Consider the following 24,130-nt stretch of genomic DNA (forward strand, 5'->3'; position numbering starts at 1 on the left):
TTATTATGTAAACAGAAAAAAGTGTAAAAAGACACCCTCAAGTAAGAAGGTGTCTTTCAACAGATTAATAGTTTTTACAAGTCTCAAATAAACCTTTTTCTTTTAAAACAGAGATTAGCGTTTCTCCCATAACTGCTGGAGTTTCAGCTACTTTAATGCCACAAGCTTCCATTGTTTTAATCTTTTCAGCAGCAGTTCCTTTACCGCCAGAAATGATTGCACCAGCATGGCCCATACGTTTGCCAGCAGGCGCTGTTTGACCACCAATGAAGCCTACGACAGGTTTTGTCATATTAGCTTTTACCCATTCAGCTGCCTCTTCTTCTGCTGTACCGCCGATTTCACCAATCATAATTACAGCATGTGTTTCTTCATCTTCATTAAATGCTTTTAACGCATCAATAAAGTCTGTACCGTTAACAGGGTCTCCGCCGATACCTACAGCAGTAGATTGGCCAATACCTTCTTGTGTTAACTGATGTACAGCTTCATAAGTTAATGTACCAGAGCGAGATACGATACCAACATGACCTTTTTTATGAATATATCCTGGCATAATACCAATCTTACATTCATCTGGTGTGATTACACCTGGGCAGTTTGGTCCAAGTAAACGTGTATGTTTACCCGCCATATATCTCTTTACGTTTACCATATCTAATACAGGAATCCCTTCAGTAATACATACTACTAAATCAATTTCTGCATCAACAGCTTCCATAATTGCATCTGCCGCAAAAGCGGGTGGAACGTATACAACTGAAGCGTTTGCGCCTGTTGCTTTCACTGCATCTTCTACTGTATCAAATACTGGTACACCTTCAATATCAGTGCCGCCCTTACCTGGTGTTACACCACCGACAATTTTCGTACCGTATTCAATCATTTGTTTTGTATGGAATAAACCTTGAGAACCTGTAATACCTTGAACAATAACTTTTGTATCTTTATTAACTAATACGCTCATTTTTCTCCCCCGCTTTCTATTAGCCCACTAGTGAAACAATTTTTTGTGCACCGTCTGCCATAGATTCTGCTGCAACAATATTTAAGCCAGACTCATTTAAAATTTTCTTACCTAGTTCTACGTTTGTGCCTTCAAGACGTACAACTAAAGGTAACTCAAGACCTACTTGTTTCGTTGCTTCAATAACACCTTCTGCAATAACATCACACTTCATAATGCCACCAAAAATGTTAACGAAGATACCTTTTACATTTTTGTCAGAAAGGATAATTTTGAATGCTTCTGTAACTTTTTCTGCAGTTGCACCGCCACCAACATCTAAGAAGTTAGCTGGGTCACCGTGGTAATGTTTAATGATATCCATTGTAGCCATCGCTAAACCTGCACCATTAACCATACAACCGATATTTCCATCTAAAGGAATGTAGTTTAAGTCGTATTTTGAAGCTTCAATTTCTTTTGAATCCTCTTCATCAAGATCACGAAGCTCTAAAATGTCTTTATGGCGATATAACGCATTAGAATCAAAGTTTAATTTTGCATCTAATGCCATAACTTTACCTTCGCCTGTTGTAACAAGTGGGTTAATCTCAGCGATAGAGCAATCTTTTTCGATAAACGCACGATATAAGCCCATCATAAACTTCACAGCTTGTCCTACAAGCTCTTTTGGAATATTGATGTTAAATGCAATTCGGCGCGCTTGGAAACCTTGCAAGCCTACTGCTGGATCAATATATTCTTTAAAGATTTTTTCAGGTGTTTTTTCTGCTACTTCTTCAATTTCTGTTCCGCCTTCTTCAGACGCCATTAAAACAACTTGAGAAGTTGCACGATCTAAAACTAGACCTACATAATATTCTTTTTTAATATCGCAACCTTCTTCGATAAGTAAGCGTTTTACTTCCTTACCTTCAGGACCTGTTTGATGTGTCACAAGTGTAGTTCCTAAAATGCTTTCTGCATATGTACGAACTTCATCTAAATTTTTCGCAACTTTTACTCCGCCAGCTTTGCCGCGTCCACCAGCGTGAATTTGTGCTTTCACTACACATACATCTGTTCCTAATTCTTTCGCTGCTTCTACAGCTTCTTCTACTGTAAACGCAACCTTCCCGTTCGGAACGCTAACCCCATAGCTTCTAAGGACTGCCTTACCTTGGTACTCATGGATATTCATGGTCCCATCCTCCCCTGTTTTCCTGTTTTACTCGAAAAGTTTTTTAATGTTTAAAAAACATTACATTGCCATTGTATAAGATGATTGGCACGCTGTCTACAATAAAGTGTCAGAAAACTGAAATCGCTTTATTCTTTTTCGAAAATAGTAATGTTTATATGCCAAAATAAAAAAATAAGCTGTATATTTACAGCTTATTTTTGAATCATATCTTTAATTGGTGCGAATGACTTGCGGTGTTCATCTAGTACTCCATGCACTTCAATTGCCTCTAAATGTTGCTTTGTGCCATATCCCATATGTTGCTCAAATCCATATTCAGGATACTTCTCTCCCAGTTCTTTCATCATACGATCTCTCGTTACTTTTGCTATAATGGATGCTGCTGAAATCGAAACACTTTTCGCATCACCTTTAATAATTGATGTTTGCGGAATTGGTGTAGGAAGCTTCATCGCATCAATTAATAAATGTTGAGGTGTACAAGATAAATTTGCAACTGCATCTAACATCGCTTGTTTCGTTGCTTGGTAAATATTAATGTCATCAATAACTTGCGGTGATACAATTCCTACTCCAATTGCAATTGCTTGTACTTTTATTTCATCATAAAAACGCTCACGTTTCGCTTCACTCAACTTTTTCGAGTCATTTAACCCTGGAATATAAAAATCCTCAGGAAGAACGACAGCTGCCGTCACAACAGGCCCAGCCAATGGCCCGCGCCCTACTTCATCAATACCCGCGATATATGTGACCCCTTTTTCACGCAAAGCATTTTCATACTTGGACATTTCAAAAAACTTCTCTTTTTCTTTCTGTTCTAACTCTTTTTGTTTATACCACTTCAAAACGAGCTTTTGAACACCTTTTCGATCATCTTTCATTAACAGTTGAAAGCGATCATCTTCTTCATTCATAATTTCTTTCAATACATTTTCCGCTTCTTTTATCGTCATAGTTTGCATTTATACAAGCTCCTTTTTAAACATATCCAAAAAGAAAAGACGCACAAACGCACGTCTTATACTTCTTCTATTTTTTCCACATCTTCCACTTGCTCTCCAAACTCTTCCGGTGTTTCAAACGTCATTTTTCCAAGTTTGCCACCACGAAGCTCACGAAGCACAAGCTCAGATGTCTTATCATAATCAATCATTCCGCCGCCCATTAAGCAGCCTCTATTTTTTCCAATTGCATCGAATAATTCCACAATATCTTCTGGAATCTCATTTAAATTATAGCGTTCTTTCAAGCGTTCTGGATAATGTTTCTCCATAAAACGTAATGCGTAAACAGCTACATCTTGTAAATTTAAAATTGAATCTTTAATTGCACCCGTTGTCGCTAAACGAAGACCCACTAATTGATCTTCAAATTTAGGCCACAGAATACCTGGTGTATCTAACAATTCCATTTCCTTCCCAACTTTAATCCATTGTTGAGCTGTTGTCACACCTGGACGATCTCCTGTTTTAGCAATATTTTTCTTTGCCAATTTATTAATCAATGTAGATTTACCAACATTTGGTATACCTACAATTAATGCACGAATCGCTCTCGGTCTAATACCTTTTGCAACCATTTTATCAAATTTTTCTTTAACAAGCACTTTACAAGCTGCTGCAATTTCCTTCATACCTTGTCCAGCTTGCGCGTTAATCGAAATTGCCATATGGCCTTTTTCTTTAAAATATGCGATCCATTGTTTTGTTAAACGATCATCCGCCATATCCGCTTTATTTAAAACAACAAGCCTTGGCTTATGTGTAATGATTTCATCAATCATTGGGTTTCGAGATGATAATGGTAATCGAGCATCTACAAGTTCAATTACAACATCAATTAATTTTAATTTCTCCGTTACTTGGCGTCTAGCCTTCGCCATATGCCCTGGAAACCATTGAATTACCATGTTGCCACCTTCTTTTTCATTTATTTCACAATACGTGCGTCTTCTAACGGCCAATATAACATATTAGCTTTACCAATTACTTGATCCATTGAAATCGTACCGATTGAACGGCTATCTTTACTAAAACGACGATTATCACCTAAAACAAATAATTGATCTTTTGGAACGGTTTTCTTGCCTGTCATTTCTTCAAGATTAAAATCATATGTAAGCGGTCCGTCAGCAATTTGCTTTTTCTGCTTGTCTAAATACGGCTCCTCATAAGCCTTTCCGTTAACATACAGTTTATCATTACGATACTCTATTTCATCGCCTGGCAGGCCTATAATGCGCTTAATGTAATCTTTATCTTCTGTTGCTCGAAATACGATAATATCAAAGCGTTTTGGATCTCCAATGTGATAACCAATTTTATTCACAATCATTCGATCACGATCATGTAAAGTAGGTGCCATCGATACCCCGTCTACGAGAATTGGCGCAAAGAAAAACTGTCTAATAACACCAGCTAATACAACAGCAATCAAAATTGCCTTAATCCATTCCCAAAGTGAACTCTTCTCTTTTTTCATGCATTTCCCCTCCACGGTTATGTAAACTGCTCGTATTATACCAAAATTTCATATAGATTGGAAAAAGGGAGCTTGTGCATTTACAAGCTCCCATACATGTCTTATCGAATTTCTTTAATACGTGCTTTTTTACCGCGAAGGTTACGTAAGTAGTATAACTTAGCACGACGTACTTTACCACGGCGAAGTACTTCGATTTTCGCGATTCTTGGCGTGTGAACTGGGAATGTACGCTCAACACCTACACCGTAAGAAATCTTACGAACTGTGAATGTTTCACTGATTCCGCCACCACGACGTTTAATTACAACACCTTCGAAAAGCTGAATTCTTTCACGAGTTCCCTCAACAACTTTTACGTGTACACGTAAAGTGTCACCAGGACGGAATGAAGGAAGGTCAGTTTTTAATTGGCCTTTTGTAATTTCTGCGATTAATTGTTGCATATTAAATTCTCTCCTTTAAACAGATGCTCTTATAAAGTCTTAATAAATTACAGCGGAACATCGTTAATACGGCTACTGATTTCAGTAGCACAAATGTTATAATAGCATATTACTAGGCCTGTTGCAATAGCAAATATATGAAGTTATTACTGCTCTCGCTTTATTTCCTCAAGCCATTTTTTCTCTTGTTTAGATAACTCTCTCTCATCTAACAAATCCGGTCTACGCGTATACGTTCGACGCAAAGATTCCTTATGTCGCCATTCATCAATGTTTTTATGATTCCCTGACATTAATACATCCGGTACCTTCATACCACGAAAATCAGCCGGACGTGTATAATGAGGATGCTCTAATAAACCTGTACTAAACGAATCCTCTACTTGTGAAGCATGATTTCCTAGCACACCTGGCAAGAGACGTACAACACTATCAGTAATAACCATAGAGGCTAATTCTCCGCCCGTTAATACATAGTCACCAATAGAAATCTCATCCGTTACGAGATGCTCACGAATTCGTTCGTCATACCCTTCATAATGCCCGCATACGAAGATCAAATGTTCTTCCCCTGCAAGCTCTTCCGCTTTCTTCTGCGTAAATCTTTCGCCCTGCGGACACATTAAGACAACTCTAGGCTTACGCTCTGTCTCTTTCGTCAAATCTTCTACAGCATCAAAAATAGGCTGAGGAGTAAGCACCATACCAGCTCCTCCGCCGTAAGGATAATCGTCTACACTATTATGCTTACTTGTTGTATAATCACGAAAGTTAACAACACGAAGGTTTACCGCTTCTTTTTCTTGTGCCTTCTTTAATATAGAAGATCCAAATACACCGGTAAACATGTCTGGGAACAACGTTAAAATATCAATTTTCATTATAGCAGCCCTTCCATTACATGAATGGTTACTAATTTATTTTCAATATTAACTTGAAGTACAACGTCATCGATATAAGGAATTAAGAGATCTTGACCCTTCGGGCGTTTAATTACCCAAACATCATTTGCACCAGGAGATAGAATCTCTTTGATTGTCCCTAGCGCTTCTCCTTCTTCCGTTACAACACTGCAACCAATAATTTCATGATAGTAGTATTCACCTTCAGCAAGTTCACCTAACTGCTCTTCTGGTACTTTTATTAAAGAACCTTTAAACTTCTCTACTTCATCTACATTGTTATATCCTTCAAATGTTAATAAATCGAATGTCTTATGTTGGCGATGAGAAGTTACCTTCACCGGAAGGTAGTCTGTGCCTTTCTCATTCGATATGTATAACGTGTTTCCTACTTTATATCGCTCTTCTGGAAAATCAGTACGAGAAATAACACGGATTTCTCCTCTTACGCCATGAGTATTTACAATTTTCCCTACATTAAACCATTTTGTCATAAATAGTATGTCACCCCTGGTTTCTATATAAATTAAGCATCTCCATTTCACAGATGGAACATGCACTCTCTATTTAAATGTTAAAAAAGGGAGAGGAATAACTCCTCGCCCTTTTTTACGTTTATTGAATTTCCAGTGTTACTTTTTCATCATTATGATGTCCCACTGAATACAAGAGCATTCGAATCGCTTTCGCAACTCTCCCTTGCTTTCCAATGACTTTTCCAACATCCTCAGGATGTACAGTTAATCGATACTTTATCTCTCCGTTGCAAAGTTCCTGTGTAACTTTTACATCTTCAGGATAATCGACAAGAGGCTTGACAATCGTCTCGACTAACTTCTTCATAGTCATTGCCTCAATTACTTACCTTGTTTAGATAAGTGGAATTTCTCCATGATACCTTGGTTAGAGAATAAGTTACGAACTGTATCAGATGGTTTAGCACCATTTCCTAACCATTTTAATGCTGCTTCTTCGTTGATCTTAACTTCAGCTGGTTGAGCAACTGGATTGTAAGTTCCGATTTCCTCAATGAAACGTCCGTCACGAGGAGAACGAGAATCTGCAACAACTACACGATAGAAAGGAGTTTTTTTAGCTCCCATACGTTTTAAACGAATTTTAACTGCCATTTATAAAGCACCTCCGAATTTATTTCACACAGATAATTATATTAGCAAAAAGACTATTGCTTTGTAAAGTATTTTTTCTTAACAGAGCCATCTTTTTTTCCTTACATGAATGGAAACTTCAATCCACCTAGTCCTTTTTTCTTACCTTTTTGCATTCCCGTCATCGTCTTCATCATTTTTTTCATGTCATCGAATTGTTTAATTAGACGATTGATTTCTTGTACAGTTGTACCGCTACCTTTGGCAATGCGCTTTTTGCGACTAGCATTGATTCTTTCCGGTTGTTCTCGTTCTAATTTAGTCATAGAACGAATAATTGCCTCAATATGCCCAATTTGTTTTTCATCAACTTGTGCATTTTTCAGCCCTTTAATTTTATTTGCACCAGGAAGCATTCCTAACAATTCATCAAGCGGCCCAAGTTGACGCACTTGTCCAAGTTGTTCTAGGAAATCGTCAAGCGTAAACGAAAGCGTACGCATTTTTTGCTCAAGTTCTTTCGCTTTCTCTTCATCAACTGTAGCTTGCGCTTTTTCAATCAATGTTAAGACATCGCCCATCCCTAAAATACGGGATGCCATACGCTCTGGATGGAACGCTTCAATTGCATCTAGTTTTTCACCCATACCAGCAAATTTAATCGGCGTGTTTGTTACAGCCTTAATAGATAATGCAGCACCACCGCGCGTATCACCATCTAATTTCGTTAATACAACACCTGTTAAACCTAACTGTTCATGGAAACTTTGCGCAACATTTACCGCGTCTTGTCCCGTCATCGCATCGACAACAAGGAAAATTTCATCCGGTTTCGCAACTTCTTTAACTTTCGCTAATTCATCCATTAGTTCTTCATCAATATGCAGGCGACCCGCTGTATCGATTAAAACATAATCGTGATGATCTTCTTTTGCTTTTGCAATCGCTTGTTTCGCAATTTCAACAGGACTTACTTGATCTCCTAAAGAGAATACAGGCATGTCCAATTGCTTCCCTAATGTTTCAAGCTGTTTAATCGCTGCTGGACGGTAAATATCCGCTGCAACAAGCATCGGTTTACGGTTATGCTTTTTACGAAGCAAATTCGCAAGCTTACCTGTCGTCGTTGTTTTACCCGCACCTTGCAGACCAACCATCATAATAACAGTCGGTGGCTTATTAGCAACAGCAATTTTGCTTTGCTCTCCGCCCATAAGTTCTGTAAGTTCTTCCTGTACAACTTTAATTACTTGTTGTCCAGGTGTCAAACTTTTCATTACATCTTGTCCGACAGCACGTTCAGACACACGCTTCACAAAATCTTTTACTACTTTAAAGTTAACATCTGCTTCTAAAAGAGCTAGACGAACTTCTCTCATCATTTCTTTCACATCGGCTTCAGAAACTTTTCCTTTGCCGCGGATTTTTTGCATTGTCTGTTGAAGTCGGTCGGCTAATCCTTCAAATGCCATATTGCCGCCCTCCTAATCTAATTTTTCGATAGCTTCAACAACTTGTTTCATTTCTTCATTTACATGCTCTTCTTCGCTGATTAGCTGTTTTAGCTTTGCAACAAGTCGCTGTCGCTCTTGAAACTTTTGAAGTAATACTAATTTTTCTTCATATTCTTCAAGCATCGCTTCAGTCCGTTTAATGTTATCATACACGGCTTGGCGACTTACATCAAATTCTTCCGCAATTTCACCAAGAGATAAATCATCTAGATAATAAAGCGACATATAACTTCTTTGTTTTTGCGTTAACAACGATTGATAAAAATCAAATAAATAGTTCATTCTCGTTGTTTTTTCGAGCATGTTGGATCATCCTTTGTTAAGTGATTTCCCTTTACATGAATTAGTTTACATGTAGTCCAAAAGAGTGTCAAGTTTTTTTCTTAACATCATATATTTTTTATAGAAAAAGAAGCGGAAATACCGCTCCTTTCGCTTATACTTCTTCTGTTTCTACTAAGTTCGCAAATAAACCATACACATATTGTTCTGGATCAAACTGTTGCAAGTCATCCATTTGCTCTCCTAATCCAACAAACTTCACTGGTACATCCATTTCGTTACGAATCGCTAATACAATACCACCTTTAGCAGTTCCATCTAACTTCGTTAAAACAATACCAGTTACATTCGTTGCTTCACGGAATGTTTTCGCTTGGCTTAAACCGTTTTGTCCTGTTGTTGCATCAATAACAAGTAATACTTCATGAGGAGCACCTGGTACTTCACGCTCAATTACACGCTTCACCTTCTCTAATTCTTTCATTAAATTTACTTTATTTTGCAAGCGTCCTGCTGTGTCACATAGTAATACATCTACCTTACGTGCTTTCGCAGCTTGTACAGCGTCATACATAACCGCCGCTGGATCAGATCCAGATCCTTGTTTAATCACTTCTACACCAACGCGATCGCCCCATACTTCTAATTGTTCAATCGCTCCAGCACGGAATGTGTCTCCTGCCGCTAATAGGACTGACTTACCTTCTGATTTAAACTTATGCGCCAATTTACCAATTGTCGTCGTTTTTCCTACACCATTAACACCAACAAATAAAACAACCGTTAATTGGTCCTCTTGCATATTAATTTCGTTACTAAAATCGCTGTCGCCTTTGTAAATTCCTACTAGTTTTTCTGAAATAACAGCTTGTACTTCTTTTGGATCTTGAATGTTACGACGTTGTACTTCTTCTTTCAATTGGTCAATTAATTCCATTACCGTCGCAACGCCAACGTCTGCACCGATTAAGATCTCTTCTAACTCTTCGAAAAAATCTTCGTCCACTTTACGGTAACGATAAACTAAATCATTCACTTTATCCGCAAATGAATTTCTCGTTTTTTCTAATCCTTGTTTAAATTTCTCTGTAACTGTATCCGTTTGTTTTGAAATTTTTTCTTTTAGTTTTTTAAAAAAACTCATACTTTCCCATCCTTCCTATTCACTTGCAATAAGTTCTTCTCCGGCGTCTAAACGAACCGAAACAAGTTTAGATACCCCTGATTCTTGCATTGTTACACCGTACAACACATCAGACTCTTCCATTGTACCTTTTCTATGTGTAATTACAATAAACTGCGTCTCATTACTGAATTTCTTTAAATACTGTGCAAAACGAGCTACATTCGCCTCATCAAGGGCTGCCTCTACCTCATCTAGTACACAGAATGGTACTGGGCGTACTTTTAAAATACCAAATAAAAGCGCAATTGCTGTTAAAGCACGCTCTCCACCTGAAAGTAAACCTAAGTTCTGCAGTTTCTTCCCTGGCGGTTGTGCTACAATATCAATACCCGTATTTAGTAAATCCTCTGGATTAGTCATTACTAAATCCGCTCTACCGCCTCCAAATAATTCAGAGAATACCGATTGAAACTCCATTCTAATGCCTTCAAACGTAGTAGAAAAGCGTTTTTTCATTTCTTCATCCATTTCGGTAATAAGCTGGTGCAATGTCGCTTTCGCTTCTTCTAGGTCGTCTCTCTGCTCTAGTAAGAATGTATGACGCTCCGCTACACGTTCATATTCATCAATTGCCCCTAGGTTCACTGTACCTAACTCTTCTATAGATAATTTGATTAATTTTACTTTCTTACGCGCATCTTCTGCAGGCATTGTCATTGTATATTTTAGTTTTGCCGCTTCAAATGAAATCGTATATGTTTCACGTAAATGTTGTAATCTATTTTCCAACTCTACATCAAGTCGATTTATTCTCACTTCTTGATCTTTCAACATTTCAAGAATATATTTATGTTTACCTGTCGTTTCTTTCAAATTGCGCTCTAAATGTTCTACCCTCTCTTGCAACGATACACGTTGTTCACGACGAGAGCGAATTAATTCTGAAGTTTGATTACGATCATATGCTTTCTTCTCAATCATATTCGTAATTTGCTCTTCACCACTTGAATTAGATGTCATTTCTTGTTTTAAGAACGCTAAATCCTCTTTCGTTTTTACAAGTGTCGCATCCGTTTCTTCTTTTTCCTTCGTCAATCGTTCAACTTTTTCTTTTTGATTAAATAAGCGTTGTTGCTTTTCAGCTACCAGCACTTTTAACTCCGTCATTTCTTTTTGAACTTTTTCTTTCGAAGAATGTTGCTCACTTTTTTGTTTTGTTAAAGCTACAATTTTACTATCTAACTTAGTGATATCAGCTTGAAGATTCGTTAAAATCCCTTCTAACTCCTCTTTACGCCCTTGCATTTTTACTCGATCTTGTAAAAACCCTTCAATCTCTAAATCATAAATAGACAATCGATCATTAATACGATGTTCTTCTAATTCTAGACGATTAATCTCTTCTCTTAATTTCTGCTCATCTACACGATCTACTTCTACAGTTTGCCTTAGTTCGCGTATTTTCACTTCTTTTTCTTGAATCTCTTGTTTTACTGCTTTAACAAAGTTTTCTAACTTCATTGTTTTTTCTTCCATATCAGTTAACTTGCGAGTCCACTCTTCCAGTTCACGTTGGCGTCCTAATAAAGAAGATTTCGCTTGCTTTACCGCCCCACCAGTCATAGAACCGCCAGGATTCACTACATCACCTTCGATTGTTACAATGCGATAACGGTATTGCAGTTGTTTCGCCAACTCATTTGCTCCGCGTAAATCTTTCGCAACAATAACCGTACCTAATAAATTTGAAACTACATTTTCATATTTATTGTTGTACTGCACAAGTTCTGCCGCCACACCTACAAACGATGGGTGTTGATTTGCAATGCGTAATTGCTCAAATGATAAAGACCTGCTTTTAATAACAGCTTGCGGTAAAAACGTTGCACGTCCATGTTTATTTTGCTTTAAAAATGCTATCGCATTACGAGCATGCTCCTCTGTTTGTACAACAATATGCTGCATCGCTGCACCTAGAGCAATTTCCATTGCAACTTCGTATTCTTTCGGTACCGTTAACAGTTCCGCAACAGCACCCTCGATACCTTGCAACCTATTTTCTCTAGCTTTCAATACTTCACGTACACCTTGATAGAATCCAGAATAATCTTCTTGCATCTCTTCAAGCATTTCTTTTCGAGAACGTGCCTGTTGCACAAATTGATATGCTTGATACAGTTTTGTTTCATTTTCACTATACTGCGTCTTACATTTCCCAAGCGCCGCCTCTGTCTTCTGTATGTTTGAGAGAATGCCAGCTACTTTTTCTTTCGCTTGTTCGTAACTTTCTACAAGTTTCGTCTTTTTCGCTGTAATTTCCATACGCATTTCTACATATTTCGCATTCTCTTCATCTAGACGCTCGTTTTTAGACGTTTGCTGTTTAGATTGTTCTTCAATCATAGATAATTCATTACGATGACTAGCTTGTTGATTTAAAAGCTCAATATAGTCACCTTTTAAATTCTCAATCTGTTCCTCTAAATTGTCAGCAAAAGTAGCAAGCAGTTGCTCATTATCATGCAATTTTTGCTCCAACTCTTTTACTTCATTCACAAATTGCATTAAAGCTTCTGTACTTGACTCAATCTCACCATCGTAACTTTTAGCTTTCTCTGTTAATTCAACAATTAACTGCTCAAGTTGCGCACAATGCGTCGTAGCATTTTGCTTTCTCTCTTTTAACAACTCACGCTGCCCTTCAAGTTTTTCTAGCTCTTTACTAGAAAGAAGAAGTACTTCTTGCAACGAGTCTACAGACTCATCTACCGCTTGTAATTGTCCTCGTAATTCCTCAAGCTCTTCTTCACTTTTTTGTAAATTCGTTGACATTTTAGCTTCTTCGTTTTTATTATGCCCAAACTGATTTCGAAGCGCTTCCCATTTCTCGTGCAATTCTTCAATTTCATGGACAATAAGCGCAGCTTCTACTTTCTCTAATTCTTCTTTATTCTCAAGATAATCTTTCGCAATAGAAGCTTGTCTTTCTAAAGGTTCTACTTGACTACTTAATTCATGAATTATATCTTGTACACGATTTAAGTTTTCTTGTGTTTCTGCTAATTTCCCTTCAGCTTTCTTTTTGCGAAGTTTGTATTTTAGTACGCCTGCCGCTTCTTCAAACACACCTCGACGCTCTTCTGACTTACTACTTAAAATCTCTTCCACTTTCCCCTGGCTAATAATTGAAAAAGCTTCTCTTCCCATACCAGAGTCCATAAATAAATCGATAATATCTTTCAATCTACATGATTGTTTATTAATATAAAAATCACTATCACCTGAACGAGATACACGACGTGTTACACACACCTCATTGTATTCAATTGGTAAACGTTGATCTTCATTATTTAAAGTTATTGTTACTTCAGCAACATTAACCGCTCTCCTCGTATCACTGCCTGCAAAAATAATATCCTCCATCTTTGCACCACGTAATGATTTTGCAGATTGTTCACCAAGTACCCAGCGAATTGCATCAGTAATATTACTTTTCCCGCTTCCATTAGGTCCTACTACAGAAGTTACACCTGGGACAAAATCAACAGATACACGCTCAGCAAAAGACTTAAACCCTGCTATTTCTAATCTTTTTAAAAACACGAAAGGCCTTCCTCCTATTCTCCGTCGTTATAAATGTTCTCTATACAAAAACAAGTATTATACGGATTTACCTTCTTTTTCATTATAAACAAAAAGAAAGTTTCATTCTATGCACAAGGAATCCCCCTCATTCAAAGGGGGATTCCTTATAGTTGTTCTTTTAATTTTTTCAATGCTTCTGCAGCAGCTTGTTGCTCTGCTTCTTTTTTCGACTTACCACTACCAAGACCTAAAGCTACGTTATTTAACGTAACACGTGACACAAATTCTCGATTGTGAGCTGGTCCTTTTTCTTGCAAAATTTGATACTCAACATTGCCACTGCCATCACGCTGAATCAATTCTTGCAACTGACTCTTATAATCCATCACATGAGAAAAAGCACCCTCATTAATTTTCGGATATACAATTTCTTTTAAGAATTCCCAAACTGTTTCTAGCCCTTGATCAAGATAAAGGGCACCAATAAACGCTTCAAAGACATCCGCTAATAAAGCTGGTCGTTCACGTCCACCTGTCATTTCTTCACCTTTTCCTAATAAAACAAGGCTACCAAATGACAATTCGTTCGCAAAACGAACAAGAGATGGCTCACATACAATAGCTGCACGTAGTTTTGTTAACTCTCCTTCGCTCATTGTCGGATATTTTTGAAACAGATACTGCGATACAGTCAGTTCCAATACTGCATCTCCAAGAAATTCAAGACGCTCATTATCTTCATGCGGTTTTTTTCGATGCTCATTCACATACGATGAATGCGTAAATGCTTGAATCAATAATTTTTCATCTGTAAACGTAATACCTATCTTTTCTTGAAACACTTTAAATGCTTCACGATATTTTGTTTCGTATTTTTTTTCTCTATATTTTCGGTACGGCATAGGTCCCTCCAGATATAAGCCAGAAAGCCCCGCTAAAAAACGGGACTTCACTTAAGCATTATAGATGACTCTCTATGTAAGTCACAGCATCGCCAACAGTAGCAATCTTTTCAGCATCTTCATCAGAAATTTCCATTTCGAATTCATCTTCTAATTGCATTACAAGTTCTACTACATCTAGGGAGTCTGCTCCTAAATCTTCCTTGAAGCTTGCAGCTGGTACTACCTCAGTCTCTTCTACTCCTAAACGATCAACGATGATTTTTGTTACGCGCTCTAAAACATCTGCCATTCCATTCACCTCCCCTCAAATATTATATTAAATATTGACCAAAAAAACTAGGTGAAATCGATTCTTTTATTACATTACCATACCGCCATCAACATTTAACGTTTGACCTGTAACATATTTGCTTTGATCAGAAGCAAAAAACGTTACAGCATTCGCGATATCTTTCGCTTCACCAAATTGAGCAGCTGGAATAACTTTTAACATTTCGGCTTTAATATTCTCATCTAGTACATCCGTCATATCAGTCGCAATAAAGCCCGGCGCAATTGCATTCACTGTAATATTTCGACTTGCTAACTCTTTTGCAGATGTTTTTGTTAATCCAATAACACCCGCTTTAGCAGCAACATAGTTAGCTTGTCCTGGGTTTCCTATAACACCAACAACCGAAGCGATGTTTATAATTCTACCGTGACGTTGACGCATCATATAACGAGATACTGCTTTTGTACATAAGAATACACCTTTTAAGTTTGTATTAATAACTGTATCCCATTCTTCTTCTTTCATACGCATTAATAAATTATCTTTCGTTACACCAGCATTATTTACAAGAATATCAACTTGTCCAAATGTATCTACTGTTTGTTTCACCATATTTGTAACATCATCAGCATTTGCAACATCTGCTCTTACCGCAATTGCATCAGAACCTAATTTTTTAATTTCATCTACTACTTCATTTGCTTTTTGTTCATTACCAGCATAATTTACTACTACATTTGCCCCTTGTTTCGCTAAATCAATCGCAATCGCGCGACCAATTCCACGTGAAGCGCCAGTTACTAATGCTACCTTCCCTTTTAACATCAGTTTTCTCCTCTCAAATTTGAAATGGTATCTTTTAATGTCTCTTCATCGTATATCGCATATGCTTTTACTGATGAATCAATTGACTTCATAAGTCCAGCAAGTACTTTTCCAGGTCCAATTTCAATAAATGTATCTACTCCCTGGTTCACCATATATTCAATAGACGGGTACCATAATACAGGCGAATAAAGCTGTTCGATTAACTTTTCTTGAATGTCTGCACCACGTGTAATAACTTCCGCCGTAACATTTGCAATAACAGGAATATTCGTGTCATGAATTGTAATTTCATTTAAAACACTTTGGAACTTCTCAGCTGCCGGCTTCATAAGTGAAGAATGGAATGGCCCACTTACTTTTAGTGGAATCGCTCTCTTTGCACCATTTTCTTTCGCTCTTTGAGAAGCAACCTCTACGCCTTGCTTCGTTCCAGAAATCACAATTTGCTTCGTACTATTCATATTAGCGATTTGCACTGCATATCCTTCACTTGTTACTTCTTCTGTAACTTGTTTCAGCATATGTGGGTCAGCACCTAATATAGCTGCCATTGCGCCTTCCCCGCCCGGAACAGCTTCTTCCATATATTCGCCACGTTTCCTTACAGCATATACAGCATCTTCAAAAGTTAATGCACCAGCTGCTACAAGAGCACTATATTCACCTAAACTATGACCAGCGACAAAGTCAGGTGTAATGTCATACTCTTTCAAAGCTGTCAAAATAGCAAAACTCGTTGTTAATAATGCAGGCTGCGCATTTGTTGTTAATGTAAGCTTTTCCTGCGGTCCTTCAAAAATCACTTCTGAAAGTGAATCTTCCAACACCTCATCTGCTTTTGCAAACACTTTTGCAACCTCTTTATTATTCTCTGCTAATTGTTTACCCATTCCAACTGCCTGTGAACCTTGGCCCGGAAAAAGAAATGCTATTTTTCCCATTTCAAATCCTCCTCTTATTGGAGTGACTCTTTCTCCATTACGCTTGAAATCGTAGGAATTACTTCTTTCGCTACCATTTCTCTCGTTTGACGAATCGCACTAAATATCGACTGATCATTAGAAGAACCGTGAGCCTTAATGACAGGTGCTTTCAATCCAAATAATGCAGCTCCTCCATACTCCGAATAATCCATTTTATCTTTTAATACCATAAGTTTTGGCTTTAATACCGCCGCTGCTAATTTGCTCGTAAATGAACTCATTAACTGTTCTTTCAACATAGAGAATAGCGCAAGTGCTGTTCCCTCTAATGATTTCAACGCTACATTCCCTGTAAAACCATCACATACAACAACATCTGCTACACCTTGCAATAAATCTCTTGATTCAACGTTCCCCACGAAATTAATTGGCGCATCTTTAAGCATTGCAAATACTTGCTTTGAAAGCTCGTTTCCTTTTCCATCCTCTGTTCCAACGTTTAATAGTCCAACGCGAGGATTTTCAATTCCTCTTACCTTCTCAGCATAAACAGATCCCATTACTGCATATTGATATAAATGAATTGGTTTTGCATCAACATTTGCTCCAACATCTAACATAACAAAACCTTTTCCATCTACAGTTGGCATTGTAGGCGATAAAGCTGGTCTCTCAATTCCTTCCATACGACCGACTACAAATAATCCAGCTGCCATTAAAGCTCCTGTACTACCTGCGGATATACAAGCGTCTGCTTCTCCATCCTTTACTTGTTGTGCCGCAAGCACCATTGAAGCTTGTTTTTTTCGACGAACCGCTCTTACTGGTTCCTCCGTTGATTCTATTTTTTCGTCTGTATGAAGAATAGTAATTCGTTCATCACTCGTTAAGTATTGACGAATTTCCTCTTCTTTCCCTACTAACGTAATATGTAAATCAGAATATTCCTTAATAGCTTTCATTGCCCCTAATACTACAGCCTTTGGAGCGTGATCTCCGCCCATTGCATCTATTGCGATTTTCATAAGTTGTTACCTTCCTCACTATAATTACTAGATCGATACATTTCAAAAGTGCCTGTAAAAACAAGTTCTTCTCCAACGAAGCTACGCACTTTGACAACCGTCCGTCCTTTATCATTCTCTACATCTTCAACGCGCGCTTTTGCAACAACACGCTCTCCTAATTTTACAGGGCGAATGTATCGAATGGTAGACTTTGCAGTTAAAGCTAATTCTTCATCAATAACCGCAACAGCTAGTGAGTTTGCTTGCGCAAACAGATGATGCCCACGAGCGATTTGATTTCTTTTAAATACATGTTCTATCTTTACTTCAAAGATAGAGATTGCATGTCTATCTAATTCAATATCAATAATTTCTCCAACAACCTCTTCTAACGGTAAAGATTTCACATCTTCTTCATGTTGCTTTGTAGCTACATGTTTAATTCTCTCTCTTAATTCAGGAATAGACAATTCCATACGATCAAGTCGTACCGTTTGTATACTCACTTGAAATTTTTCCGCTAAATCTTCATCCGTAATAAAAGGATTTGATTCGATTGTTTGTTGTAATAACTCTTGTCTTTCTTTTTTACTTCTTCTTTTTTTCATACCGCACCATCCATTTTTATGACTAGGTACTAACAGTAGTATATAATCATTAAAAGTAGAATGCAACAAAAACTTTTGTTGACTCCCTTTAATCGAGCTTCTCTCCTTGGAACACACCTGTCCCATCAAGATACGTACGCAAGGCAGCATACTGATCATTGTGCCAAAACGCTTCTGAATCTACTAGTATCGCCGCATCTTGCCTTGCCGTTTCTAACGCTCGATAATCATGTACCATGTCAGCAACCTTAAATTCTGGTAAGCCACTTTGCTTACTCCCAAAGAAATCTCCAGGACCTCGTAATTCTAAATCTTTTTCTGACAATACAAATCCATCATTTGTTTCAGTCATTATGCGCATTCTTTCTTTCCCTGTTTCTGATTTAGGGTCTGCTATTAATAAACAATATGATTGTTCACTACCACGGCCGACACGCCCTCTAAGCTGATGAAGCTGCGATAAACCGAAACGTTCTGCATCATAAATAACCATTACAGTCGCATTCGGTACGTTCACACCTACTTCAACAACTGTTGTCGATACAAGAATTTGTACTTTATTTTCACTAAACTGTCCCATTATCTCTTCTTTTTCCTGAGACGATAATCTCCCATGCATCAATCCAACTTGGCATTTCCCTTGGTAATGATGCGTCAGCATACTATGTAAGTCGATAGCATTTTGCACATCAAGTTTCTCAGATTCTTCAATTAGAGGACAAATAACGTATGCCTGTCTTCCTTTTTTTATCTCCTTTTCAACGAAACCGAGAACGCGATCTAACATATCATGTTTTGCCCAGTATGTTTCAATCACCTTTCTACCTGCTGGCATCTCATCGATTATCGAAACATCCATCTCTCCAAATGCAGTAATTGCAAGCGTACGCGGAATTGGTGTCGCTGTCATAAATAATACATCTGGACTTTCACCTTTCTCCCGTAAAACTCGGCGCTGCGCTACACCAAATCGATGCTGTTCATCTGTAATAACGAGACCCAACCTATGAAATATAACTTCATCTTGAATTAAGGCATGCGTTCCAACAAGAATATCTATTTCTCCTTGTTCTAACTTCGCTAAAATTTCTCGACGTCTCGCCCCTTTAACAGAACTTGTTAACAGTTCCACCTTCATACCAAAATGCGAAAACGTTTCAGCAAGCGACTGATAATGTTGCTCAGCTAAAATTTCTGTAGGAACCATTAAAGCACCTTGATAATGAGCTAATTTCGATGCATAAAGACCAATCGCAGCAACAACTGTTTTCCCAGAACCAACGTCACCTTGCAATAGTCGGTTCATCCGATAAGGAGATGTCATATCTTTCAAAATTTCATCTACAACTCGGCGCTGCGCACCCGTTAATGGAAACGGCAGTGCATCGATAAATTCTTGTAATTCTGCTGACGGAATCTCTTTCTTCGTCCCTTTTGAATTTTCCCTCTCCATTTTCCGGAGCGTTTGCATTTTCAGCTGAAATAAGAAAAATTCTTCATATACAAAACGGCGACGCGCTTGCTTCAAATCTTCCTGTCCTACCGGAAAATGCAATGCCCTGAGCGCTTCATATCTTGGTAATAATTTATATCGCCCTAACAAACCATCCGGTAACACTTCGACTATAGAATCTCCATATTCCTTTAACGCTTGAGCAATAAAACGACGCATCTGTTTTACTGTAAGTTTCCCCTTTACTGAATAAACAGGTTCCACTTCTTGTTGACGTACAACCGGTCCAAAATGAAGTTCTGATACAGCAATTGTTTGACGATGTTGATCCCATTTACCAGTAATCGTTATCGTTTCATCTAACTTTAATTTTTGCTTATAGTAAGGCCTATTAAAACATACCGCCGTAATTAAATAACGACCGACGAGAACACGAACTGTTAAACGCGATTTCTTCTTACCATAATATTGCAGCAAAGGAGCACTATGAACCTTCCCTTCAACCGTTACACGTTCATCATGCTTTACTTCAGCAAGATCTTTCATCGCATAATCTTCATAACGGTACGGAAAATGTTCTAATAGATGAGAAACTGTATAAATACCCATCTCATGTAGTAACTCAGATGTTTCTCCTCCGATCCCCTTTACATCCGTAACAGGAACTTGTACAACATCATTCAAGATTCTCACACCCCGTCACATTATTTTCTTTATTGCATTTTATTTGAGTACCAATTAGCATCTGTAATCGCTCTCTTTCACCTTATATATTCTATCATAGGCATTCTAAGAGAAACTACTCAAATCCCTTATATAAAACAAGTAAAAAAGAGCCTCACTATTAGCAGCAAGGCTCTTTTCTCTCTTCAATATGCTAGCCTTTTGAATAAAAACTAGTAATAAACTTCATATTACTACTTCTTATCCATTAGCAAGTAAGTAATCCATTTATTTTCAAAACGAATCTTATCTTATTCTACAGAGAAGATGAAAGAATACACTGGTTGGTTTCCAGCATGTACTTCTACTTCTGCATCTTCAAATTTCTCTTCTACAAATTCAACTAACTCCGCTACTTCTTCATCAGTTGCATCTTCCCCTTGTAGAATCGTTACGATTTCAGAATCTTCATCAATAAGCGCTTCTAGTAATTGCTTCGCAGCTCCTACTTTTTCAGCATTTGTAGATACAATTTTCCCATCTGCAATACACATGAAATCATCTTTTTGAATTGCTACACCATCAATTTCCGTATCACGTACAGCATACGTAATTTGACCTGTTTTCACATGAGATAAAGCTTCTTGCATGTTTTCTTCATTCTCTTCTAACGTTCCAACTGGGTTAAATGCTAACATTGCTGCCATACCTTGAGGAACTGTTTTCGAACGAACAACAATAACTTCTTGATCTACAACTGATGCCGCTTGTTCTGCTGCCATTACAATATTTCCGTTATTCGGTAAAATAATGATTTTTTCAGCATTTGCTTCTTCAATTGCCTTCACGATATCCTCCGTACTTGGATTCATCGTTTGACCACCTTCGATAACTTTCGTTGCGCCAATGCTCTCAAATAAAGTTTTAATACCAGAACCCATAGCTACAGTTACGATACCATATGGTTGTTTTTCTTTCGATTGAGCTGGTTGCTCAGGAACCATAGTAGGTTCATCTAACAAAGCAGTATGCTGTTCACGCATATTTTCTACTTTAATCTTAATTAAACTACCGTATTTTTGCCCGTAGTTCATAGCGTCTCCAGGATGTTCTGCATGGATATGAACTTTTACAATTTCATCATCAGACACAACTAGTAGAGAATCACCATATACACTAATATCTTCACGGAATTTTTGTTCAGAGAAATTATGCTCTTTCACCTTTTCAGCCTCTAATTTCACCATGAACTCCGTACAATATCCATACTTAATATCTTCTGTACTCAATTGGCTTTGTACACTACGGTGATGTTCTGCGCGTACCATTTCATTCATAGATGGTTGCGTCGGTGCATCAGAAGAAATCGTTTCTCCTTTTAAGTCAGCTAAAAACCCTTCGTATACCACTACAAGACCTTTACCACCGCTATCTACAACGCCAACTTGTTTTAATACAGGTAATAAATCTGGCGTACGATTTAACGATGCGTTTGCTTCTTTCACAACGTCTTCCATAAACAAAACAAAGTCGCGCTGTTTTTTCGCAACTGTTACTGCATATTTACCCGTTTCTCTTGCAACCGTTAAAATCGTTCCTTCAATCGGTTTCATAACCGCTTTATAAGCCGCCTCTACTCCAGCTTCTAGTGCTGCAGCAAAATCAACTGTTGTTAATTCTTCTTTTTGTTCAATGGATTTAGAGAAACCACGGAACAACTGAGATAAAATAACTCCAGAGTTACCACGAGCTCCCATTAATAATCCTTTGGCTAAACTTACGCCGACTTTACCAGCATGCTGTGAAGGATTTGCTTTCACTTCACGCGCACCTGAAGTCATAGATAAGTTCATGTTTGTACCGGTATCGCCATCTGGAACTGGAAATACGTTTAATGCATCAACAAGCTGAACATTATTTGTTAAATTATTCGCTCCTTGCATGATCATTTGTGATAAACGTTTTCCATCAATTTTTTGAATTGACACAGATTTTCCTCCTTAATGCACATTACAAGTTTATTACTTTAACTCCTTGTACGTAGATGTTTACAGAATCTACTGCTAGTCCTACAGTTTGATCTAATGTATATTTCACTTTCGTCTGCACATTATGTGCCACTTCTGAAATTTTCGTACCATAGCTCACAATAATATACATATCAATATGTACTTCATCTTCATCTTTACGAACAATAACACCTCTAGTGAAGTTTTCTTTTCGTAAAATGTCTGTTAATCCATCTTTTAACTGATTTTTTGATGCCATACCTACGATACCGTAGCAATCTACCGCGGCACCTCCAGCAATTGTTGCAATTACATCTGTACTAATATCAATTTGACCGTACTTCGTTTTAATTTCAATTGACATCTCGTTTCCCCCTTCATAAATGGTGAAAGTGAGCTAGACTACTTTAGTTACTATCATATAATCTTTTTAAAGAAAATTCCATCGTTCTTTCTTTTCACTCTCATATTTTATGTTTTAAATTACACTTTTTTATGATGAGCAAAATAGTCCATTGTTATTATACAACATGTACCACTATAATATGTCAAGCAATTTTTATGGATTTCAACTTTTCTTCATTGACATATAGTGTCAAGTAAATTTTCTTGATTTCTTTTTTCTACGGTGTTGCATTCTCTTTTTAGTTGTGTTAAATTATAGTAGTGTTTTTAGCATCGCATAAAAGACTAACATTGAAAAATTACGTATGGTAAGGTATCAAGGGAGGGAAATATAAATGGCTCGTGTTTGTGCTATTACTGGAAGAAAAGCTCGTTCTGGTAACTCTCGTTCTCACGCAATGAACGCTACAAAACGTAAGTGGGGCGCTAACCTTCAAAAAGTTCGCGTACGCATCGACGGAAAAGTTCAACGTGTTTACGTTTCTGCTAGAGCATTAAAATCTGGCAAAATCGAACGTGTTTAATAATAAAAAAAAGAGCCGATAGGCTCTTTTTTTACTATAACAATGGAAAAAGCACCGGTGATAGGTGCTTTTTTTAATCTTTTTTGAAGGTATTTAACATTGCACGAACAATTCCACCAAGAAATTTAGGTAACTTAATTGTATAAAATCTCATGGTTTCCCTCCTAATCCCCATTACTCCACTTGGTCACTATATGATGTAAGGAGCAAAATTGTTTCTTCAATCAGTGCTTCTTATCAACATTAATATGCCAGAAGTAAATGAAAAAGTACCTTTTTCCTCAACGAGTTCGTTACTAATACAAAGTGTTGATCCCCACTCTATTGTTTTATTAGTAAGCGGGTACTTAAAACCAAACAATGTAATCCCTTCCACTATTTCAGTAACTGGTACAAAAGATACATAAGGAAAATTTTTATTTTCTTCAATTATATGTGTACCCACTTTTTTAACTGTTATTTCATTTTTATTGTCCACAATACACATTTCTATCTCTACTTCTAACCCTTTTAAAAGCATCTGTATATTTGCCAAACCGTGATCAAGCCTTCCACCGGTAGCACCAAAAATACGAATTAGTGCCGGCTTCTGTCCTAATGCCCAGTTAATTGCAATTTCTAAATCCGTTTGATCTTTTTCTCGCGGAACAATATGTAATTCGTTCGTTTGCTGTCCCATCCATACTAATTCTTCTTCGGTAACTGAATCGTAATCTCCAAACGCAACAGCCGGTGTAATCCCTTTCTTTAATAGACGGTATACTCCCCTATCAACCGCTGCCCACACTACTTCCTCATCCTCATATCGAGCAAAATCTGCACAATATTCCGAAGGTCCTCCTGCCAAAATATGAATAATCATTTTTTCTTCCCCTTCCATTGTAAAAAGGCAATCTGCCATTCGGTAGATTGCCTTTTTACATATTTTTACGC

26 protein-coding genes are annotated in these 24,130 nt (G+C 37.5%); 1 reads left to right on the forward strand and 25 read right to left on the reverse strand.

The genetic code is table 11. From position 1 onward, the window contains the following. Positions 1-64: 64 nt before the first annotated feature. The 23 genes from sucD to BLT20_RS19755 all read right to left on the reverse strand — a co-directional run bounded on the left by sucD (position 65) and on the right by BLT20_RS19755 (position 22,632). Positions 65-967 (reverse strand): succinate--CoA ligase subunit alpha, encoded by a 903-nt coding sequence (sucD, locus tag BLT20_RS19645; RefSeq protein ID WP_000115178.1) that lies wholly within the window; start codon positions 965-967, stop codon positions 65-67. 19 nt (positions 968-986) lie between these two features. After that, on the reverse strand, positions 987-2,147 hold the full coding sequence (sucC, locus tag BLT20_RS19650) for an ADP-forming succinate--CoA ligase subunit beta (protein WP_001020791.1): 1,161 nt from the start codon (positions 2,145-2,147) through the stop codon (positions 987-989). A 194-nt stretch (positions 2,148-2,341) separates the two neighbouring features. After that, positions 2,342-3,115 (reverse strand): ribonuclease HII, encoded by a 774-nt coding sequence (locus tag BLT20_RS19655; protein WP_001194265.1) that lies wholly within the window; start codon positions 3,113-3,115, stop codon positions 2,342-2,344. A 56-nt stretch (positions 3,116-3,171) separates the two neighbouring features. Beyond that, entirely contained in the window at positions 3,172-4,062 is an 891-nt protein-coding gene (ylqF, locus tag BLT20_RS19660; protein WP_000236704.1) for a ribosome biogenesis GTPase YlqF, read from the reverse strand. Positions 4,063-4,082: 20 nt separating this feature from the next. Continuing rightward, positions 4,083-4,634, reverse strand: a complete 552-nt coding sequence (lepB, locus tag BLT20_RS19665) for a signal peptidase I (RefSeq protein WP_000711853.1) — start codon at positions 4,632-4,634, stop codon at positions 4,083-4,085. Positions 4,635-4,735: 101 nt separating this feature from the next. Further along, positions 4,736-5,080: a 50S ribosomal protein L19 gene (gene rplS / locus BLT20_RS19670; protein WP_001186516.1), complete on the reverse strand. Its 345-nt coding sequence runs from the start codon at positions 5,078-5,080 to the stop codon at positions 4,736-4,738. Between the two features lie 146 nt (positions 5,081-5,226). Next, positions 5,227-5,961 carry a tRNA (guanosine(37)-N1)-methyltransferase TrmD gene (gene trmD, locus BLT20_RS19675; RefSeq protein WP_000686903.1) on the reverse strand — a complete coding sequence of 245 codons (735 nt, stop codon included), beginning with the start codon at positions 5,959-5,961 and terminating at the stop codon, positions 5,227-5,229. After that, positions 5,961-6,476, reverse strand: coding sequence for a ribosome maturation factor RimM (gene rimM / locus BLT20_RS19680; RefSeq protein WP_000170278.1), 516 nt, complete (start codon positions 6,474-6,476; stop codon positions 5,961-5,963). The genes trmD and rimM overlap by 1 nt, the downstream gene beginning before the upstream one ends. 121 nt (positions 6,477-6,597) lie before the next feature. Beyond that, positions 6,598-6,825 (reverse strand): KH domain-containing protein, encoded by a 228-nt coding sequence (locus BLT20_RS19685; protein ID WP_000737401.1) that lies wholly within the window; start codon positions 6,823-6,825, stop codon positions 6,598-6,600. Positions 6,826-6,839: 14 nt separating this feature from the next. Continuing rightward, a complete protein-coding gene (gene rpsP / locus BLT20_RS19690; RefSeq protein WP_000268750.1) occupies positions 6,840-7,112 on the reverse strand; it encodes a 30S ribosomal protein S16 in 273 nt (90 codons plus the stop codon). 101 nt (positions 7,113-7,213) lie between these two features. Further along, positions 7,214-8,563 (reverse strand): signal recognition particle protein, encoded by a 1,350-nt coding sequence (gene ffh / locus BLT20_RS19695; protein WP_073339767.1) that lies wholly within the window; start codon positions 8,561-8,563, stop codon positions 7,214-7,216. Between the two features lie 12 nt (positions 8,564-8,575). Then, positions 8,576-8,908, reverse strand: coding sequence for a putative DNA-binding protein (locus BLT20_RS19700; RefSeq protein WP_000891062.1), 333 nt, complete (start codon positions 8,906-8,908; stop codon positions 8,576-8,578). 133 nt (positions 8,909-9,041) lie between these two features. Then, on the reverse strand, positions 9,042-10,031 hold the full coding sequence (ftsY, locus tag BLT20_RS19705) for a signal recognition particle-docking protein FtsY (RefSeq protein WP_000007655.1): 990 nt from the start codon (positions 10,029-10,031) through the stop codon (positions 9,042-9,044). 15 nt (positions 10,032-10,046) lie between these two features. Then, the gene (gene smc / locus BLT20_RS19710; protein ID WP_000478973.1) at positions 10,047-13,616 is read right to left on the reverse strand and encodes a chromosome segregation protein SMC; all 3,570 of its coding nucleotides are present in this window, start codon (positions 13,614-13,616) and stop codon (positions 10,047-10,049) included. Between the two features lie 146 nt (positions 13,617-13,762). Continuing rightward, positions 13,763-14,500, reverse strand: coding sequence for a ribonuclease III (gene rncS, locus BLT20_RS19715; protein ID WP_001146875.1), 738 nt, complete (start codon positions 14,498-14,500; stop codon positions 13,763-13,765). A gap of 58 nt (positions 14,501-14,558) precedes the next feature. Next, on the reverse strand, positions 14,559-14,792 hold the full coding sequence (gene acpP, locus BLT20_RS19720) for an acyl carrier protein (protein ID WP_000786062.1): 234 nt from the start codon (positions 14,790-14,792) through the stop codon (positions 14,559-14,561). 69 nt (positions 14,793-14,861) lie between these two features. Next, positions 14,862-15,602, reverse strand: coding sequence for a 3-oxoacyl-[acyl-carrier-protein] reductase (fabG, locus tag BLT20_RS19725; protein WP_000911773.1), 741 nt, complete (start codon positions 15,600-15,602; stop codon positions 14,862-14,864). Beyond that, positions 15,602-16,546 carry an ACP S-malonyltransferase gene (gene fabD, locus BLT20_RS19730; protein WP_000515899.1) on the reverse strand — a complete coding sequence of 315 codons (945 nt, stop codon included), beginning with the start codon at positions 16,544-16,546 and terminating at the stop codon, positions 15,602-15,604. The genes fabG and fabD overlap by 1 nt, the downstream gene beginning before the upstream one ends. 14 nt (positions 16,547-16,560) lie before the next feature. Next, entirely contained in the window at positions 16,561-17,553 is a 993-nt protein-coding gene (gene plsX, locus BLT20_RS19735; RefSeq protein ID WP_000684100.1) for a phosphate acyltransferase PlsX, read from the reverse strand. Next, positions 17,550-18,143 carry a transcription factor FapR gene (gene fapR, locus BLT20_RS19740; protein WP_000747348.1) on the reverse strand — a complete coding sequence of 198 codons (594 nt, stop codon included), beginning with the start codon at positions 18,141-18,143 and terminating at the stop codon, positions 17,550-17,552. The genes plsX and fapR overlap by 4 nt, the downstream gene beginning before the upstream one ends. An 88-nt stretch (positions 18,144-18,231) precedes the next feature. After that, positions 18,232-20,280 (reverse strand): ATP-dependent DNA helicase RecG, encoded by a 2,049-nt coding sequence (gene recG / locus BLT20_RS19745; protein ID WP_001000816.1) that lies wholly within the window; start codon positions 20,278-20,280, stop codon positions 18,232-18,234. A gap of 290 nt (positions 20,281-20,570) precedes the next feature. Continuing rightward, the gene (locus BLT20_RS19750) at positions 20,571-22,247 is read right to left on the reverse strand and encodes a DAK2 domain-containing protein (protein WP_000027129.1); all 1,677 of its coding nucleotides are present in this window, start codon (positions 22,245-22,247) and stop codon (positions 20,571-20,573) included. Between the two features lie 22 nt (positions 22,248-22,269). Next, positions 22,270-22,632 (reverse strand): Asp23/Gls24 family envelope stress response protein, encoded by a 363-nt coding sequence (locus BLT20_RS19755; protein ID WP_000021109.1) that lies wholly within the window; start codon positions 22,630-22,632, stop codon positions 22,270-22,272. Positions 22,633-23,008: 376 nt separating this feature from the next. Between BLT20_RS19755 and rpmB the strand changes: the two genes are divergently transcribed. After that, entirely contained in the window at positions 23,009-23,197 is a 189-nt protein-coding gene (rpmB, locus tag BLT20_RS19760) for a 50S ribosomal protein L28 (protein WP_000124776.1), read from the forward strand. A gap of 73 nt (positions 23,198-23,270) precedes the next feature. Here the strand turns inward: rpmB and spoVM are convergent, their stop codons facing one another. Further along, positions 23,271-23,351 (reverse strand): stage V sporulation protein SpoVM, encoded by an 81-nt coding sequence (gene spoVM / locus BLT20_RS19765; RefSeq protein WP_001213599.1) that lies wholly within the window; start codon positions 23,349-23,351, stop codon positions 23,271-23,273. Positions 23,352-23,417: 66 nt separating this feature from the next. Next, entirely contained in the window at positions 23,418-24,098 is a 681-nt protein-coding gene (locus BLT20_RS19770) for a thiamine diphosphokinase (protein WP_002026234.1), read from the reverse strand. Between the last annotated feature and the right edge of the window lie 32 nt (positions 24,099-24,130).

The sequence above is a fragment of the Bacillus sp. cl96 genome, from assembly GCF_900100505.1.
Taxonomy (GTDB): domain Bacteria; phylum Bacillota; class Bacilli; order Bacillales; family Bacillaceae_G; genus Bacillus_A; species Bacillus_A cereus.

Coding starts and splice junctions, on each gene's coding strand:
- sucD (WP_000115178.1), bottom strand. CDS start 967: ATGAGCGTATTAGTTAATAAAGATACAAAAGTTATTGTTCAAGGTATT.
- sucC (WP_001020791.1), bottom strand. CDS start 2,147: ATGAATATCCATGAGTACCAAGGTAAGGCAGTCCTTAGAAGCTATGGG.
- BLT20_RS19655 (WP_001194265.1), bottom strand. CDS start 3,115: ATGCAAACTATGACGATAAAAGAAGCGGAAAATGTATTGAAAGAAATT.
- ylqF (WP_000236704.1), bottom strand. CDS start 4,062: ATGGTAATTCAATGGTTTCCAGGGCATATGGCGAAGGCTAGACGCCAA.
- lepB (WP_000711853.1), bottom strand. CDS start 4,634: ATGAAAAAAGAGAAGAGTTCACTTTGGGAATGGATTAAGGCAATTTTG.
- rplS (WP_001186516.1), bottom strand. CDS start 5,080: ATGCAACAATTAATCGCAGAAATTACAAAAGGCCAATTAAAAACTGAC.
- trmD (WP_000686903.1), bottom strand. CDS start 5,961: ATGAAAATTGATATTTTAACGTTGTTCCCAGACATGTTTACCGGTGTA.
- rimM (WP_000170278.1), bottom strand. CDS start 6,476: ATGACAAAATGGTTTAATGTAGGGAAAATTGTAAATACTCATGGCGTA.
- BLT20_RS19685 (WP_000737401.1), bottom strand. CDS start 6,825: ATGAAGAAGTTAGTCGAGACGATTGTCAAGCCTCTTGTCGATTATCCT.
- rpsP (WP_000268750.1), bottom strand. CDS start 7,112: ATGGCAGTTAAAATTCGTTTAAAACGTATGGGAGCTAAAAAAACTCCT.
- ffh (WP_073339767.1), bottom strand. CDS start 8,563: ATGGCATTTGAAGGATTAGCCGACCGACTTCAACAGACAATGCAAAAA.
- BLT20_RS19700 (WP_000891062.1), bottom strand. CDS start 8,908: ATGCTCGAAAAAACAACGAGAATGAACTATTTATTTGATTTTTATCAA.
- ftsY (WP_000007655.1), bottom strand. CDS start 10,031: ATGAGTTTTTTTAAAAAACTAAAAGAAAAAATTTCAAAACAAACGGAT.
- rncS (WP_001146875.1), bottom strand. CDS start 14,500: ATGCCGTACCGAAAATATAGAGAAAAAAAATACGAAACAAAATATCGT.
- acpP (WP_000786062.1), bottom strand. CDS start 14,792: ATGGCAGATGTTTTAGAGCGCGTAACAAAAATCATCGTTGATCGTTTA.
- fabG (WP_000911773.1), bottom strand. CDS start 15,602: ATGTTAAAAGGGAAGGTAGCATTAGTAACTGGCGCTTCACGTGGAATT.
- fabD (WP_000515899.1), bottom strand. CDS start 16,546: ATGGGAAAAATAGCATTTCTTTTTCCGGGCCAAGGTTCACAGGCAGTT.
- plsX (WP_000684100.1), bottom strand. CDS start 17,553: ATGAAAATCGCAATAGATGCAATGGGCGGAGATCACGCTCCAAAGGCT.
- fapR (WP_000747348.1), bottom strand. CDS start 18,143: ATGAAAAAAAGAAGAAGTAAAAAAGAAAGACAAGAGTTATTACAACAA.
- BLT20_RS19755 (WP_000021109.1), bottom strand. CDS start 22,632: ATGTCAATTGAAATTAAAACGAAGTACGGTCAAATTGATATTAGTACA.
- rpmB (WP_000124776.1), top strand. CDS start 23,009: ATGGCTCGTGTTTGTGCTATTACTGGAAGAAAAGCTCGTTCTGGTAAC.
- spoVM (WP_001213599.1), bottom strand. CDS start 23,351: ATGAGATTTTATACAATTAAGTTACCTAAATTTCTTGGTGGAATTGTT.
- BLT20_RS19770 (WP_002026234.1), bottom strand. CDS start 24,098: ATGGCAGATTGCCTTTTTACAATGGAAGGGGAAGAAAAAATGATTATT.